Below are 15,484 nucleotides of genomic sequence, written 5' to 3' on the forward strand. Positions count from 1 at the left end.
CGCCATGACGCCCGCAAAAAAATATTTATCTATGCCAGGGCAGAGACCGTAACCACGTTAACTCGCCGCACTTTTACTCAATGTCTCCAAGGACACCGAGTTTTTCGTATCACGGACGAGTTAACCTCCACATGAGCTCCAATCTTGATGTCATTGACCGCTTCACCCAGCGTCCAACGCTGCGTGAATCAGCGGTCAAGCAGTTGCGCAAAGCGCTGCAAGCACAATTCCCCGATCTTCAAATCGACCCCGAGATCTGTGTCATCACCCGCACGACGCCCGAAGGCGAGCGGCGTGCCGAATCTCTGCTGCGTAATCTTCAGCAGGCTATTAGCAGCGGTAAAACGCCACGTCTGCGCAACGAAGCCAACACGCTGCTGCTGAACCCCGCTGCAGAAGGAGGCGTGCCGACCCCGATTGATTTCGATCAGCTCAACGCATTGCTGGATGCTGTTGCACTGGAGCTCGGCGACCACTTTCAGCGGGCCCTCGTCGAATTCTGGGGCACGGCGAATGCCGATGGGCTTAGCCCCTGGGCGTGCGTATCGGCCGCGCTTGCTTGCAATCTCTCGAGTGCTGCAGTCGACGCACCGGAGATAAGTGAAGACAGCCGGGCATTTTTGCGGGCGGTGGCTGAGTTCCCCGACAAAACCCAGCGCGACTTCATGCTGCGCATCACTGAGGAAGGCGCAGACGCGGTCATCCAGGCAAGCATTCCGTGTGTGGCAGCAGGCGAACATTGCGACGACGTAGCGCTGCCAATACTGACGGCCACTGGTTTCTGGCGTGGCAAAGAGCAGTTTTTTGCCTGGGAGCCTGCCGGGCGCGTCAGCGATTATTCTTCGTTGGTTGCACTGACGTCCGGTTTGATGGCCGCACAGCCTGTCCCGAGCGACGCCAGGCTGGAGCTGCGTGAGCCTGAAGGGCCTTTGTTCGATGCATTGGCGCAGGTAATCCTCGAACGACAGCTGCACGCTGTTAAACGCGCCAGTGAAGTTGCGATTGATTTTGCCGACCTCGATCACCGCCTGGCTGCAGCCACGGACATCTCGCCGTATCTGCTGCCGCTCGTTGTCCAGCCAGAGCGCCCGGACCCGCTGCCCGACTGGTTGCGGACGGCCAGCACGACGGACCGTCAGGATTTCAGCCGTCGATTGATTACTCTGGCCAACGCACAGGCCAGAGCAGGGGGCAGGCGCTTCAACGATGACCTGCCGTCGCTGCTGGCCTTTGCCGAGCAGCAATTGCAGCGCGCGCTGCTGGCCGACCACCCGCAGGACACGCACGTGCAGATCGCCGATCTGGACGTGCTGATTAAACATGTGGTCGCCGTCGCAGTACCCAGTGGCGGCCAGGTGGTGGCAGCGGGAGCGGTCGAACCGGTGCGCATGAGCGTCGCCGCGTTCGCCCTGGCAAATCTGTCGGGCCAGCCAGCCGGCGCGTTGGGGGTCGTGCAGCGGAGCGGCAGCCCGACACCCGGGTGGTTCAGCGCGGACTATCTCAGATTGCTGATTTGTCAGGTCGACATCGGGCGCACCTACCCGGCGCTGGTGTCACGCTATCTGGTGACAGATCCGCTGGAGGCCAATCGGCGCCAGGTGCTCTATATCGACCAACTGCGCGCCCAGTTGCCGCTTCGGGCGCTTGAGCTGAAGATCCGCACCGGGAGGCAGTTCGGCGCGAGCGCCTATGCGCTGGTCGACGCGCTCATGCAGGACCCGGCGCAACGCTCCCCCGGGTTGCGCGACACAACGCTTCGTCCACTGGCTTTTCGAGCCACCGTCGGCGCTGCGGCGGACAAAGCCGCGAATATGTTCGTGATCGCCGACCGCGACACCGCAAAAGGTCCCGTGGTGCTGTATCGACCTCTTTCTTTGCACACACTGACGGCGTTCAACTCATGGGAGGCGTTGCGCACGGCCATTGTCCAGCCAGGGGAGCTGCAGGACGAGGTGCTGACCTGGATGAGCGACCATGCCCGACTGAGATACGCCAACGGCGGTTTCAATCAGCCTCATATCGTGCGCTTCGGCCAGGGTTCGGAGTTCGCACCGCTCGAAAATCCGTCGCCTGCGCAATGGGCGTTCGATGAAGTGATGGGGGATCCGCTCATCGCGCTGTTCATCGCTGACGCGGCGGCGCTGGTCGAGCTGGCAGACCGCAACTCCACCTCCAACGCCGAGAGTCGCTGGGCGCTGCTCAAACGCGCTGGCTGGCTCACGCTGGACTCGGTCATGCCGTTTATCTCGGGGCCGTTGGGCAACGCGGTGTGGCTGGTGCAATTACTGACCCAGGCGCAAGGCGCACTGAGTGCGGGCAGCGGGGGTGAGGGCAGCGAGATGGGGGAGTCGCTCCCAAACATACTCCTGACGGCGGCCATGATGCTGTTGCACGTGGGGCTCGGCGACGCCCTGGCCTCCGCGCGCAATGACGGCGGACCATTCAAGCGCGGACGAACCGCCACCCCGGCCCGGCCAAAGCTTGCGCCGCTGCTTTCCCCGACCGACTCAAAGTCAGAGCCACAGGCTCCACCGGTGCCTGACCGACCCAAAGCGTTGCTGGACTTCAGATGGTCACGACTCGATCAAACCCTGAGCGATGCCCAGAAGGCCTCGCTTGCCCTTTTCAGGATCGCCCCGGAGCCGGCGCTGGCAGAGCCTTCAGTTACAGGCATCACCGAAGGTCTGTATGAACACAACAGCGATTGGTATGCGCGTGTCGACGACGCCGTGTTTCAGGTTTTGCTCGACGACCAGGAGGTGTTGGTCGTCGATCCAAATAATCCCGAGAACGTAGGACCGCGACTGGTCAGGCAGGGCCAGCGCTGGTGCCTGGACCTGAGGCTGCGCCTTCGCGGCGGTGGACCCAAGCGCAGCGCCCGCCAGTTGGCCGCGGAAAATGCCGCGCGGCTGAAGCAGGTGACCACTGAAAAAATCGAACTGCTCGACCGTCAGACCGCGCTGTACAGCAGGATTGTAGCTAACGATGACCGTCTTGATGGCGTGCCGATCGAAGAGCATCCGGCGGTGATTGCCGAAATGGAGGCTGACATTCGGGCGGTCGTCGAGATCGTTGATCGCAAAAATGAACTCGATCAGCAATTGCGCGCCGCCGACCGCTCGAGTGACAAGTCCTACGCCAAGGATTTGCAGGGTGTGGTCCGCCGGATCTGCCTGCTGGAGGGCGTGCTGCTGAGCGATATGCTGGTATTGGCCAAAGAGGACCTGGCCAGAATGCACGCCTTGTCCACCACCGTCACCGCCAGCAACGTCGAGGTATACCGGGCGCTTTTTGAAAAGACGCTGTTGTTGCAGAACACGGGGGTTCACTGGTCGTCCGTCAGGGAGGCCTTGTGGCAGAGAATGCGCAACGTCCCCAAAGTGGGCGACGAATTTTGGCGCAAGGAAGCGTTGGAGCTTTATAACAGCCGGATGTTCGCGCACGTGGAATGGCGTGCAGCGCGGATGTGGTCGTCCCTGGAGCTCTGTTTCAGTGTCGAGGTTATTCTCGATGGCAGTGCAGCGGTCTCCCTCAAGCGTCTGCTCAACGACGGCCCTCTGCACGCGGCGCTGACGTCTCAGGCGGAACTGGAAAAGCCCAACGATTACACCCACCTCGAACAGATCAGCGTGCTGGAAAGCTCGCTTCGCGAATATGACCGTGCCTCGATGGTCGCGCTGGCGGCGTTCGACAGCGAGCCGGAAACGGTCGACATGGCGCATTTCCAGCGCTTCATCGATGATCTGTCGGCCATTTCTGACCGTGCCGAGCACCGCCTTTCGGACCTCATTCGCGAGAGTGAGGAACCGGCCGACACGCCGGCCGAATACGTGCCCAGACTGACCCAGACGCGCAAGCGGGTGATCAAGACCCGAGGGCAGCGCACGCTGATTGGCCGGGTGCGCGAAGGTCACGAGCCTTTGCTGGGCGAGGTCGTCGAGGTCAAGGCGGCCAGCGGTGACCGGGTCATCGGTTCCTATCACCAGCACGCTGAAGGGGAGTGGGTAGAGCTGGAGGATCAACGTCCCGGGCTGCGCACCCGTGAAAGCATCGTGCCGTTGTCAGACCTCATGCGTCGCGGCCGTGCATTGCTTGAACGGGTCGAACCCGACATTGCCAACGCCGTTCGACAATCGCGTCGCGCCAGTGAGCCTGAGGACATGGAAGACATCCTTTGTTTCAAGGCTGACAAGATAGGCGAGCTGGCAGCGAAACTTCAGGCCAGTGCCGAACAACCCGGACCGGAGGAAATGGACGTTCAGCGTCTGCCAGTGCTGTTGGCCGATCTTCGTGCGGCTGAAGCGCGGCTGCGTGAGCAAGGCCGGGCCTTGCGTATCGAAATGATCAAGCGCCAGCCACCCACGGCCAGCCGGATCAGTTATCTGCACCGGCAGCGCGAAGTGGACATCGCCAGGATTGACGGGCTCAAGAATATGTCGGGTGCGCGGCGGAACGATTTCGTGCAGGAATACGTAATTCGTGACAGGGACGGCAATGTGCTGTGGTGGGCACATTTTCATTACGCCACAGAGCATGCATCGGCGGACGCTTTTACGGCTGCGCATCTTAAACTGCCGGAACAGCGCCTCATGGGCTACAGGGCGCTGCTCAAGGCCGCCAGGGATAACAAGGAGGTGGTCAGCATTTACCGCAGCGCCATCGGCAGGGAACCGGCTCAGCGGTTGTTTTTGCATCTGGCCGACTGATCCACCAGAATAACGCCGGAAAAGGCTTCCCCCCAGCCATCCGCCGACAGCGTCCTGTCAGTGGCCCGGCTGGCGGCGGCACAGATCGCTCGGGCGGGCGGACGCGACCAAGGGTTAATGGTCGTTTTCGTTCGACGGGATTAGACTGCGCCGCGAGTTTCGATCCTGCATGCCGCCCGCTGCGGCATGATTCAGCCAGAGCCACCAGAGTGGTGTCTCGGCCAGTTCTGAGGAGTACGCATGGCTGTCTACAACTACGACGTGGTGGTGCTGGGTTCAGGCCCGGCGGGAGAAGGCGCGGCGATGAACGCCGCCAAGGCCGGGCGTAAAGTGGCCATGGTCGACAGCCGTCGGCAGGTCGGCGGCAACTGCACCCACCTGGGCACGATCCCGTCGAAGGCGCTGCGTCACTCCGTCAAGCAAATCATTCAGTTCAACACCAACCCGATGTTTCGGGCCATTGGTGAGCCACGCTGGTTCTCCTTCCCTGACGTTCTGAAAAACGCCGAGAAGGTCATCAACAAGCAAGTGGCATCGCGCACCGGTTATTACGCGCGCAACCGTGTCGACGTGTTTTTCGGCACCGGCAGCTTCGCCGACGAGCGCAGCGTCGATGTCGTGTGTACATCGGGCGTCGTTGAAAAACTGGTCGCCAATCAGATCATCATCGCGACCGGTTCGCGGCCGTATCGTCCTGCCGATATCGACTTCTCCCATAAACGCATCTACGACAGCGACACCATCCTCAGCCTGGGTCACACCCCGCGCAAGCTGATCATCTATGGCGCCGGAGTGATCGGCTGCGAATACGCGTCGATCTTCAGCGGCCTGGGAGTAGAGATCGAGCTAATCGATAACCGCGACCAGCTGCTGAGCTTCCTCGATTCGGAAATCTCTCAGGGCTTGAGCTATCACTTCAGCAACAACAATGTGATGGTGCGTCACAACGAGGAATACGAGCGCGTTGAAGGGCTCGACAACGGCGTGATCCTGCACCTCAAGTCCGGTAAAAAGATCAAGGCCGATGCCCTGCTGTGGTGCAACGGTCGCACCGGCAACACCGACAAGCTGGGTCTGGAGAACGTCGGCATCAAAGCCAACGGCCGTGGCCAGATTGACGTCGATGAGGCCTACCGCACCAGCCAGCCCAACATCTATGGCGCCGGCGACGTGATTGGCTGGCCGAGTCTGGCCAGTGCGGCCTATGACCAGGGGCGTTCGGCTTCTGGCAGCGCTGTCGACAACGGCGCATGGCGCTTCGTCAATGATGTGCCGACCGGCATCTACACCATCCCCGAGATCAGCTCCATCGGTCAGAACGAGCATGATCTGACCGTGGCCAAGGTGCCGTACGAAGTGGGCAAGGCGTTTTTCAAAAGCATGGCCCGGGCGCAAATCTCCAACGAGCCGGTCGGCATGCTGAAAATCCTGTTCCACCGGGAGACCCTGCAGATTCTCGGTGTGCATTGCTTCGGCGACCAGGCATCGGAAATCGTGCACATCGGCCAGGCCATCATGAACCAGCCGGGTGAGGCGAACAGCATCAAGTACTTCGTCAACACCACCTTCAACTACCCGACCATGGCCGAGGCCTATCGGGTCGCGGCCTACGACGGCCTTAACCGGCTTTTTTGACCGGCTCCGGCCGGTGGCCTGAGCCGGTCGGGGAGACCGATTTCAGTATTTCCCAAGGGTGGCGCTGGCCAAACCGGGAAAGTCTGTAATCAGGCTGTCAACGCCAAAGTCAGCGAGCCTGCGCATCAGTGCGGGCTCGTTGACTGTCCAGACCGACACATGCAGCCCCTGATTCTGAGCTTTCTTCAAGCGCTCGGGTGTGCACAGCGTCCAGTTCAGCGCTAGAAATTCGCAGCCATAACCCTGGGCAACCTTCAGCGGGTCGAGCCAGGCGTATTCGGCGACCAGCCCGCGTGAAATGTCCGGAGTCAGCTCAAGTGCTGCGCGCAGCACTTCTCTGGAGCTGGAGGTAATCGTCACCTTGTCCAGCAAACCGTGGCGCTGGGCCATTTCGCGGATGGCCAGCACCGTCGTCGCAGCCCGGGTACGCGATGCGCTTTTGACTTCCAGCTGCCAGTGGTCGAACGGGCACTTCTCGAACAACTCTTCCAGACGAGGAATAGGGCAGGGTTGTACCCAGCCCGGCCCGCCCTTGCGCGCGTCGTAGGTCACAAGGTCGGCGGCATCGTGCTCAACCACTTTGCCGCGCCGGTCTGTGGTGCGCTTGAGGGTCGGGTCATGGATGACCATCAGTTCGCCATCGCGGGACAAGTGCAAATCCAGTTCGCAACGCTTGACGCCGTGCTTGAGGCACTCCTGGAAACTGGTCAGGGTGTTTTCCGGTGCTTCGCCCTTGGCGCCGCGGTGGCCGTAAATAATGGTCACAATCACTCCTTGGTAGGCGTAGGGGCTGGATCAGTCTGGCTTCATGTCAGGGTCGTTCTGCTCGCGCGCGAGTCGTCGTTGCGCGGCTTGTCGTTGCAGGATGTGTCGGGCCAGCAGTTGGCGTTGGGCGTCCGTGAGGTCGATCCACTCCATGCCGACATCAAAATCGCCGACATTCAACGCGTGGCACTGAGTCACGCGGGCGCGCAACAGCATCCCTGATGCCTGGGGCATCAGCACCATTTTCACCGACAACAACGTGCCGGGCGGAAAGGGCTGGGCGGTCTCGAATTGCAGACCGCCTTCGGACATGATCACGCGCTGCGGGGCGCCCAGCTTGCCCAGCGCGGTGTGCGCAACCACTTGCCCAAGCAGGTCGATGCGCTTGCTCATGGCGCGAAGAAAGCTGTTGGTGGTGCGGTCGCGATCGTCCAGTTGACGCAGCAGATGCTGCGACTCGAACTCGGCGACATGCAATTCGCTTAGCAGATCGAAGAGCGTGGACGTGTCGTGCAAGCCGGGGGCGTCGCCCGTGTCGGGACCGCCGATGCGGTTAATTTCCAGTGCGACGCTGTCCTCGATACGGTAGTATTCGCGGCGTTCTTCTTCATCTAGTGTCGGCATGGCTAACCCATGGTAGCGGCGGTTGTCAGAGTGATTGCTTAAAATCACAGCTCATTGATACGAGTGTGATTCAGCGCTGATTCGAGTGTAAAGCCGCTTGCCCAGGCCCGCCACAAGGACGTTCCCATTCCTCCGAACAAGCGCCTAAATGTTCAGACCTCTTTTTGTATTCATCGGCACGCGCTACACCCGTGCGAAGCGCCGTAACCACTTTGTCTCCTTCATTTCCCTGACGTCGATGATCGGCCTCGCCCTAGGCGTGGTCGTGATGATCGTCGTGCTGTCGGTCATGAACGGCTTCGATCATGAGATGCGCACGCGCGTGTTGGGCATGGTGCCCCACGCCACCATCGAGTCCGGCGAACCGATCAACGACTGGCAGGCCCTCGCGGCCCGCGTCAAACAGAACAAACAGGTGGAAGCGGTTGCGCCGTTCATCCAGATGCAAGGGCTGCTGACCAACAATGGCAACGTGCAAAAGATCCTATTGAACGCCATCGACCCTGTGCAGGAGCGCAAGGTGTCGATCATCGACGGCTTCATGAAGCAGGGCAGTCTCGATGACCTGGTCGCGGGCGGCTTCGGCGTGGTGATCGGCGACAAGGCCGCGACCAAGCTGGGGGTCGGCATGGGCGACAAGGTGACCTTTGTTTCACCTGAAGTCACTGTGACTCCGGCCGGCATGTTCCCGCGCATGAAGCGCTTCACGGTGGTGGGCATCTTCCATGTCGGCGCCGGCGAGCTGGACGGTTATCTGGGTGTGACCAACCTGCAGGATCTGGCGCGGCTGCACCGCTGGAAGCCAGACCAGGTGCAGGGCTTGCGTCTGAAGTTCACCGATCTGTTCAAGGCGCCGCGTACGGCGTATGACATCGCGCAGAACCTCGGCGAGCACCAGTATTATTCGCGTGACTGGACCCGCACCCACGGCAATCTGTATCAGGCCATCGGCATGGAGAAATCCATCATTGGCCTGCTCCTGCTGCTGATCGTTGCCGTCGCGGCGTTCAACATCATTTCCACGCTGGTCATGGTCGTCAACGACAAGCGCGGTGACATTGCCATCCTGCGAACCCTGGGGGCCACTCCGGGCCAGATCATGGCGATTTTCATGGTCCAGGGCACCGTCATTGGTGTCGTCGGTACACTGATCGGCGCCGGCGTCGGCATCCTGGCGGCCTTGAACGTCAGTTCGGCGATTTCGGCGCTGGAAGGCCTTATTGGCCACAAGTTTCTGAATGCGGATGTCTATTTCATCGACTATCTGCCATCGCAATTGATGACCCAGGACGTGCTGCTGGTATGCGGCGCGGCGCTGGTTCTGAGTTTCCTCGCCACCCTGTATCCAGCCTGGCGTGCGGCGCGCACCCAGCCGGCGGAGGCGCTACGTTATGAGTGAGTCGGGCATGAGTGATAAAGCTGTACTGAGCTGCCGCAACCTGGGCAAATCCTACGAGGAAGGTCCGGAATCCGTCGTGGTCCTGTCAGGCCTTCAACTGGAATTGCACCCGGGTGAGCGCGTGGCAATCGTCGGCAGTTCGGGCTCCGGCAAAAGTACCTTGCTCAACCTGCTCGGTGGTCTGGACACGCCCACCGAAGGCAGTGTCTGGCTGGCGGGAGAAGAGCTGTCGGCGCTGAACGAAAAGGCCCGGGGCCTGTTGCGCAACCGCGCATTGGGCTTCGTCTACCAGTTCCACCATCTGCTGCCCGAATTCACCGCGCTGGAAAACGTCTGCATGCCACTACTTATCGGCAAGACGCCGATTCCGGAAGCGCGCCAGCGCGCAACCGCATTGCTTGAGCGAGTAGGGCTCAAGCACCGTCTGGCGCACAAGCCTTCGGAGTTGTCCGGCGGTGAGCGTCAGCGGGTGGCCATCGCGCGGGCGCTGGTCAATCAGCCGGGTCTGGTCATGCTCGACGAGCCCACCGGCAACCTCGACTCTCATACTGCCCAGGGCATTCAGGACCTGATGCTGGAACTCAGCACGTCGTCGCGCACCGCGTTTCTGGTGGTGACTCACGACATGACGCTGGCCCGCCAGATGGACCGCGTATGGCGTCTCGAAGAGGGCCGTCTGGTCCAGGCTTGAGCCGCGCATCCCGATGCACGCAGGTTGTCGACGATAACCCGCGCGTCGGCGTTTTCTACTTTTAGTCGTTTCAGTTACGGTGCTCCACGAATGTTCAGACCGTTATCCATCTTTATCGGGACACGCTACACCCGGGCCAAGCGTCGCAACCACTTCATCTCGTTCATCTCCATGACCTCGATGATCGGGCTGGCGCTGGGCGTGCTGGCGATGATCGTGGTGCTGTCGGTGATGAACGGTTTCCAGAAGGAAATGAGTTCGCGCATCCTCGGCATGGTTCCCCACGCCGTGATCTCGGGTGTCAAACCGCTGGACGACTGGCAGCCAGCCGCCACGGCTTCGCTCAAGGACCCGCAAGTGATCGCGGCCGTGCCGTTCACTGAAATGGACGGCATGCTCTCGTACAAAGGCTCGATGCAGCCGACTCAGATCAACGGCGTCGACCCGGCGCTGGAATCGAAGGTGTCGATCGTGACCCAGCACATCGTGCAGGGGCGGTTGCAGGACCTCAAACCCGGCGAGTTCGGTGTGGTGATCGGCGAAATCACGGCCCGGCGCTTTCGCCTGAACGTCGGTGACAAGCTGACGCTGATCGTTCCGGAGATCAGCAGCGCACCCGGTGGCATTACGCCGCGTTTGCAACGTTTGACCGTGGTGGGGGTGTTCAAGGTCGGTGCCGAGCTGGACGGTTCGATGGCGCTGGTCAACGTCGCCGATGCTGCCGTTATTCAGCGCTGGCAACCCAACCAGGTGCAAGGCGTGCGCCTTGCGCTGACCGATCTGTACGCAGCGCCGCAGGTATCCAGCGCCATTGTCGCCGGGCTCGGTGCGGACTATAAGGCAGATGACTGGACCCACACCCAGGGCAGTCTGTTCAGCGCCATGAAAATGGAAAAGACCATGATCGGTCTGCTGTTGCTGATGATCGTCGCCGTGGCCGCCTTCAACATCATCGCCACGCTGATCATGGTGGTGAACGACAAGGGCGCCGACATCGCTATCCTGCGCACCCTCGGCGCGACACCTCGACAGATCATGACCATCTTCATGGTGCAGGGCACCGTGATCGGCATTGTCGGTACGGTCATAGGCGGCGTGCTGGGCGTGATCGCGGCGATCAACGTCAGCCAGATCGTCGGCTGGGTCGAACGCGTGACCGGGCAGCACATTTTCACCTCGGACGTGTATTTCATCAGCAACTTGCCGTCGCAGCTTGAAGGCAGCGACGTGGTGCTGATTTGCAGTGCGGGGTTCATCCTCAGCTTTCTGGCAACGATCTATCCGGCCTATCGCGCCGCCCAGATCCAGCCGGCTCATGCGTTGCGCTACGAGTAGGAGATGCCCATGTTGATTCGTCTTTGTGCAGCGGCTGTGCTGTTAAGTGTGAGCGTGGCGTCGCAGGCGTCCACGGCGGAGCATTTTGCGTTCGGCCATCCTGGCGACGCCGCGAAAGCGACACGCACTGTCGAGGTGACGCTGGGCGATATGTATTTCGAGCCCAAGTCGCTGTCTGTCAAAAAAGGCGAGACCGTGCGTTTCGTGCTGGTCAACAAGGGCCAGTTGCTTCACGAGTTCAATCTCGGCGATGCCGCGATGCATGCGGCGCACCAGCAGGAAATGCTGAAAATGGCAGCCAGTGGGATGCTGACGCCCACGGGCATGAAGCACGACATGGCCGGCATGGACCATGGAATGGCGCACGGTGACGGCGCCATGAAGCACGACGATCCCAATAGCATGCTGGTTGAGCCCGGCAAGACTGCCGAGCTGACATGGACGTTTGCCGACGCCACCGGGTTGGAGTTCGCCTGCAACATCCCCGGCCATTATCAGGCGGGCATGGTTGGCAAGGTCGCGATCAGCCAGTAACCACTGAATGGTCTGACTTAACGCTGAAAGTCTCAGTAATCGCTGAAAACAGGGGCCGAACCCGATAAACTGCGCGACCTTGGTATTTATCGCCGTTTTTCAGGTTCAGGTCCCGCCATGCATCCCGCAGCCGAACACTCGCCGCTGGGCAAGTCCAGCGAATACATTGCGACATACACGCCGTCTTTGCTGTTCCCGATACCCCGCGCCGCCAAGTGGGCAGAGCTGGGGTTGACTGCAGAAACGCTGCCTTACCAGGGCGTCGATTTCTGGAATTGCTATGAGCTGTCCTGGTTGCTCCCGTCCGGCAAGCCGGTGGTCGCCATCGGGGAGTTCAGCATTCCTGCCGATTCGCCCAACATCATCGAATCCAAGTCTTTCAAGCTGTACCTCAATTCGCTCAATCAGACCGCGTTCGCCTCCCGGGACGAGCTCGTCGTCACGCTGGAGAGAGACCTGTCGGCCGCCGCTGGCAAGCCAGTGGGCGTGCGTATCCGCAGCCTCAATGACATTGAAGCCGAGGGGATCGTTGCGGTACCGGGCGTGTGTATTGATGATCTCGATGTGAAGATCACCAGCTATGACCGCCCGCAGCCCGAGCTGCTGCATTGCGATGAATCACGCGTAGTGGACGACGCCCTGCACAGCCACCTGCTGAAGTCCAACTGCCCGGTAACGAGCCAGCCAGACTGGGGCAGCGTAGCCGTGGAATACCGGGGCGCGGCACTGGATCACGCAAGCTTTCTGGCCTACATCGTAAGCTTCCGCCAGCATTCGGATTTTCACGAACAGTGCGTCGAACGCATTTTCATGGACCTGCAACGCCTGCTGAAGCCGGAAAAGTTGACGGTTTACGCGCGCTACGTGCGCCGGGGCGGGCTGGACATCAACCCCTACCGCAGCACCGAAGGGTTGACCCTGGAGAATGGACGTCTCGCACGGCAGTGACCCGACGAATCATCTGCCGAAGCCGTGTTCGCCGCAGGTGATACGGGATGTCGAATCACCTGTAGGAGCGCGCTTGCCCGCGAAGAGGCCGGCACATTCAACATCGTCCTCGACAGCCAGAACGCGTTCGCCAGCAAGCCGGCTCCTACAGGTGTGTGGCGTCCGCCAGCAAGCCGGCTCCTGCAGAGATGTGGCGTCCGCCAGCAGACAGACCGGCGCGAAAGTGCCCGAGCCAGTAGTTTAAAATCTGGAGAAGAGACCGCTGATAATGAGCGAATGAATAATTTGTAGGAGCCGGCTTGCTGGCGAACCCAATCGTCAAGGCGCTGGGCGGGGACTGATCCACCGCATTCGCCAGCAAGCCGGCTCCTTAAGGTGTGTGGCGTTCGCCAGCAAGCCGACTCCTGCAAAAACGTGTCATTCAGCGCCAGGCGCGCCCACCGGCGGATTCCTCTCAGATCCCCATGCTGCCCAGCGTCACCAGAACATTGCGCAATGTACCAGCGATGGTCGGGTGGTCGACCTCGAAGCGCTCAACCGCCAGGTTCACGCCATCGGATATGCTCGGATCCTGGCTGACGGTTTCAAGCTCGATCTGCGCCTGGATTTGCTCCATGACGTCGGTGAGGTTCGCGCGCTCCTCCACAGTGAGTTGCGGGTTCTGCTCAAACTGCTCGCGCAGGGTGTCGAGTTGTAGTTGCAAGTCACTGACGGACATGAGGTGTTCCTTACTCTGATTAGTCCCACGATGGACCGCAATGCTCCGGCAAAGGTCCTTTACGCTGTAAGACTAATCCACTCCAGACGGCTTTGCATGATGCCGATCACCTCAGGGCTTCTCGGCCTTCTGCCGGCGCAGCGTGATGTCGGCCAGGCACGACTCCAGTTCTCCCAGGTGATCGATGACCGAGTGCGCACCGGCGGCGTAAAGCTCGAGCGTGGCGCGGCCTCGGCGACGTTCGCGATCCAAATCGCTCATGGCGTCCCACTGCGCTGGCGGCACGCCACACAACGGCCCGCACGACGCCAGGCCCACCGTCCACAGGCCAGCGTTGATGCCCGCCATGAGCAGGCGCGGATCACCGCTAACCAGCACGCAGCCGTCCAGTTGCTTCACACCCAGCGTCATCAATGCCTGCCAGCAGGCATCGGGCGCTGGCCAGCGATTGCCGGGCAGCGGCGTGGAATGAATCATCGCGCCGAGCGGCGCAGCGAGTTGATCGGTGATCGTTGCAGGATATTCGTCGATCCAGGCGCAGGGGATGCTGTGTTGCTTGAGGTACCTCAGCGCGTTGATTGCGCCGGGGGCGGGCGTGGCAAAGGGTTGTGCATCGTGGCCATCCAATGACCTGCCATCGCTGGCAAGCAGAGTCCGTGCCTGGGCGCCGAAATCGACGAGGCAACCGCTCAGTCCGAAGAGCACAGCGGTGAAGGACGGAGCAGCGACGGCGACCGGGGCAAGCATGGCATTCCCTCTCAAAGCCGTTGACGCTAAGGGATTGCCATGACAAATCGATGACCGGAAGATGACAGTGTTTCCGGATGTTTACCGGCCTACAGAACTTGGGGCATTTCAACGACGTAAATCGTCACAGAAGTCTTTATACTCCCGCCTTTGGTTTGGGGCGTAGCGCCCGCTTCATTACTTTGACTGGGAGTCTCAGCTATGCCCGAGAACGGTGCTGGCTTTATCAATCGTCTGGTTCGAACGTGCGTGTGGGCCAGTCTGGCCGTGGCGCCTATGGCTGCAAATGCTGCAGACGAAGATCCATGGGAAGGCGTCAACCGTGCCATTTTCCGTTTCAACGATACCGTCGATACCTACGCGCTGAAGCCCATTGCCCAAGGCTATGAGTTCATCACGCCGCAGTTTCTGGAAGACGGTATCCACAACATGTTTAAAAACGTCGGCGAAGTGACCAACTTTGCCAACGATGTGCTTCAAGCCAAGCCTGAAGCCGCTGGCGTCGACACCGCTCGCCTGATCTTCAACACCACGTTCGGCCTGCTGGGCTTTTTTGACGTCGGCACCAAGATGGGCTTGCAGCGCAACGACGAAGACTTCGGTCAGACTCTCGGCCACTGGGGCGTGAACAGCGGTCCGTTCGTGATGCTGCCCCTGTTGGGCCCAAGCACCGTGCGCGATGCCTTCGCCAAGTACCCCGACACCTACACCCAGCCTTGGCGTTACATTGACCATGTGCCAACCCGCAACACGGCGCTGGGTGTGAGCATTGTCGATACCCGCGCCAGCCTTCTGTCCGCAGAAAAGCTGATCAACGGAGACAAGTACATCTTCATCCGCAATGCTTATCTGCAAAACCGCGAGTTCAAGGTGAAGGACGGCAAGGTCGTCGACGACTTCTGATCCCGCCGTACCGTAAAACGACACTAAAAAGGCGACCTGAGGGTCGCCTTTTTATTTTCGGTTTTTTTCGAAACTGTGACGGAGTTCCGCCTGCGGTTTACTTCATCGCCAGAATGGTCAGCCCCAGTTTCTGTTCGCCGCCTTCGATGTCGGCGATCCACACGACCTCCGTATCGGCTTCAAGTCCCTTGAGCGCGGCATGCTCGGAGTCGATGCGCACGCTGAGTTTGTCGCCGACCTGAAACGAGCGCGGCGCCTGTACCTGCATGCCTGAGCCGGATAAGTCCACGCATACGGCGGGGATGATCTGACCGGCGTAGATAAGGTTGATGTCCGCATCCACTCGCATGCGAATGTAATCCCGTTTTTCTTCGTAATCGCGATCCAGCTGGCCCATGACGCATCCTTTGTTTTGATTGCTGATTCAGAGGTTCTTATAACTCCGCGCGATTTGCGATGTAAAGACGCCTTGCCCCGGC

The 15,484-nt window shown here is 60.5% G+C and carries 13 protein-coding genes; 8 read left to right on the top strand and 5 right to left on the bottom strand.

Features of this window, described 5'->3' with window-relative positions; all coding sequences use genetic code 11:
* Window positions 1-131 precede the first annotated feature (131 nt).
* Both LT42_RS01280 and sthA read left to right on the top strand, forming a co-directional pair.
* A complete protein-coding gene (locus LT42_RS01280) occupies window positions 132-4,706 on the top strand; it encodes a dermonecrotic toxin domain-containing protein (protein ID WP_037009251.1) in 4,575 nt (1,524 codons plus the stop codon).
* Between the two features lie 240 nt (window positions 4,707-4,946).
* Window positions 4,947-6,341 carry a Si-specific NAD(P)(+) transhydrogenase gene (gene sthA / locus LT42_RS01285; protein ID WP_037009253.1) on the top strand — a complete coding sequence of 465 codons (1,395 nt, stop codon included), beginning with the start codon at window positions 4,947-4,949 and terminating at the stop codon, window positions 6,339-6,341.
* 42 nt (window positions 6,342-6,383) lie between these two features.
* Here sthA and LT42_RS01290 read toward each other — a convergent pair whose 3' ends face one another.
* Window positions 6,384-7,106, bottom strand: coding sequence for a glycerophosphodiester phosphodiesterase (locus tag LT42_RS01290; protein WP_037009255.1), 723 nt, complete (start codon window positions 7,104-7,106; stop codon window positions 6,384-6,386).
* A 30-nt stretch (window positions 7,107-7,136) separates the two neighbouring features.
* A complete protein-coding gene (locus LT42_RS01295) occupies window positions 7,137-7,730 on the bottom strand; it encodes a PilZ domain-containing protein (protein WP_037009257.1) in 594 nt (197 codons plus the stop codon).
* A 148-nt stretch (window positions 7,731-7,878) separates the two neighbouring features.
* On the opposite strand from LT42_RS01295, the gene LT42_RS01300 reads away from it, so the two are divergent.
* The 5 genes from LT42_RS01300 (at window position 7,879) to queF (ending at window position 12,637) form a co-directional block, all read left to right on the top strand.
* Window positions 7,879-9,129 (top strand): lipoprotein-releasing ABC transporter permease subunit, encoded by a 1,251-nt coding sequence (locus LT42_RS01300; protein WP_037009259.1) that lies wholly within the window; start codon window positions 7,879-7,881, stop codon window positions 9,127-9,129.
* A 7-nt stretch (window positions 9,130-9,136) separates the two neighbouring features.
* Window positions 9,137-9,820: a lipoprotein-releasing ABC transporter ATP-binding protein LolD gene (lolD, locus tag LT42_RS01305; protein ID WP_162835386.1), complete on the top strand. Its 684-nt coding sequence runs from the start codon at window positions 9,137-9,139 to the stop codon at window positions 9,818-9,820.
* A 90-nt stretch (window positions 9,821-9,910) separates the two neighbouring features.
* Window positions 9,911-11,155, top strand: a complete 1,245-nt coding sequence (locus tag LT42_RS01310) for a lipoprotein-releasing ABC transporter permease subunit (RefSeq protein ID WP_037009262.1) — start codon at window positions 9,911-9,913, stop codon at window positions 11,153-11,155.
* Window positions 11,156-11,158: 3 nt separating this feature from the next.
* Window positions 11,159-11,689, top strand: coding sequence for a copper-resistant cuproprotein CopI (copI, locus tag LT42_RS01315; RefSeq protein ID WP_420806872.1), 531 nt, complete (start codon window positions 11,159-11,161; stop codon window positions 11,687-11,689).
* 117 nt (window positions 11,690-11,806) lie between these two features.
* The gene (queF, locus tag LT42_RS01320; protein WP_037009266.1) at window positions 11,807-12,637 is read left to right on the top strand and encodes an NADPH-dependent 7-cyano-7-deazaguanine reductase QueF; all 831 of its coding nucleotides are present in this window, start codon (window positions 11,807-11,809) and stop codon (window positions 12,635-12,637) included.
* A gap of 454 nt (window positions 12,638-13,091) precedes the next feature.
* On the opposite strand, the gene LT42_RS01325 is transcribed toward queF, so the two are convergent.
* The gene (locus LT42_RS01325) at window positions 13,092-13,355 is read right to left on the bottom strand and encodes a DUF4404 family protein (protein ID WP_037009267.1); all 264 of its coding nucleotides are present in this window, start codon (window positions 13,353-13,355) and stop codon (window positions 13,092-13,094) included.
* 111 nt (window positions 13,356-13,466) lie between these two features.
* Window positions 13,467-14,102, bottom strand: a complete 636-nt coding sequence (locus LT42_RS01330; RefSeq protein ID WP_037009269.1) for an HAD superfamily inactivated hydrolase PcrP — start codon at window positions 14,100-14,102, stop codon at window positions 13,467-13,469.
* 201 nt (window positions 14,103-14,303) lie between these two features.
* Here LT42_RS01330 and LT42_RS01335 point away from each other — a divergent pair, with 201 nt between their 5' ends.
* Complete coding sequence (locus LT42_RS01335; RefSeq protein ID WP_037009271.1) at window positions 14,304-15,005, top strand: MlaA family lipoprotein; 702 nt, start codon at window positions 14,304-14,306, stop codon at window positions 15,003-15,005.
* A 97-nt stretch (window positions 15,006-15,102) separates the two neighbouring features.
* On the opposite strand, the gene LT42_RS01340 is transcribed toward LT42_RS01335, so the two are convergent.
* A complete protein-coding gene (locus LT42_RS01340) occupies window positions 15,103-15,402 on the bottom strand; it encodes a PilZ domain-containing protein (protein ID WP_037009272.1) in 300 nt (99 codons plus the stop codon).
* Window positions 15,403-15,484 lie beyond the last annotated feature (82 nt).

It is taken from the genome of Pseudomonas lutea, assembly GCF_000759445.1.
Taxonomy (GTDB): Bacteria; Pseudomonadota; Gammaproteobacteria; order Pseudomonadales; family Pseudomonadaceae; genus Aquipseudomonas; species Aquipseudomonas lutea.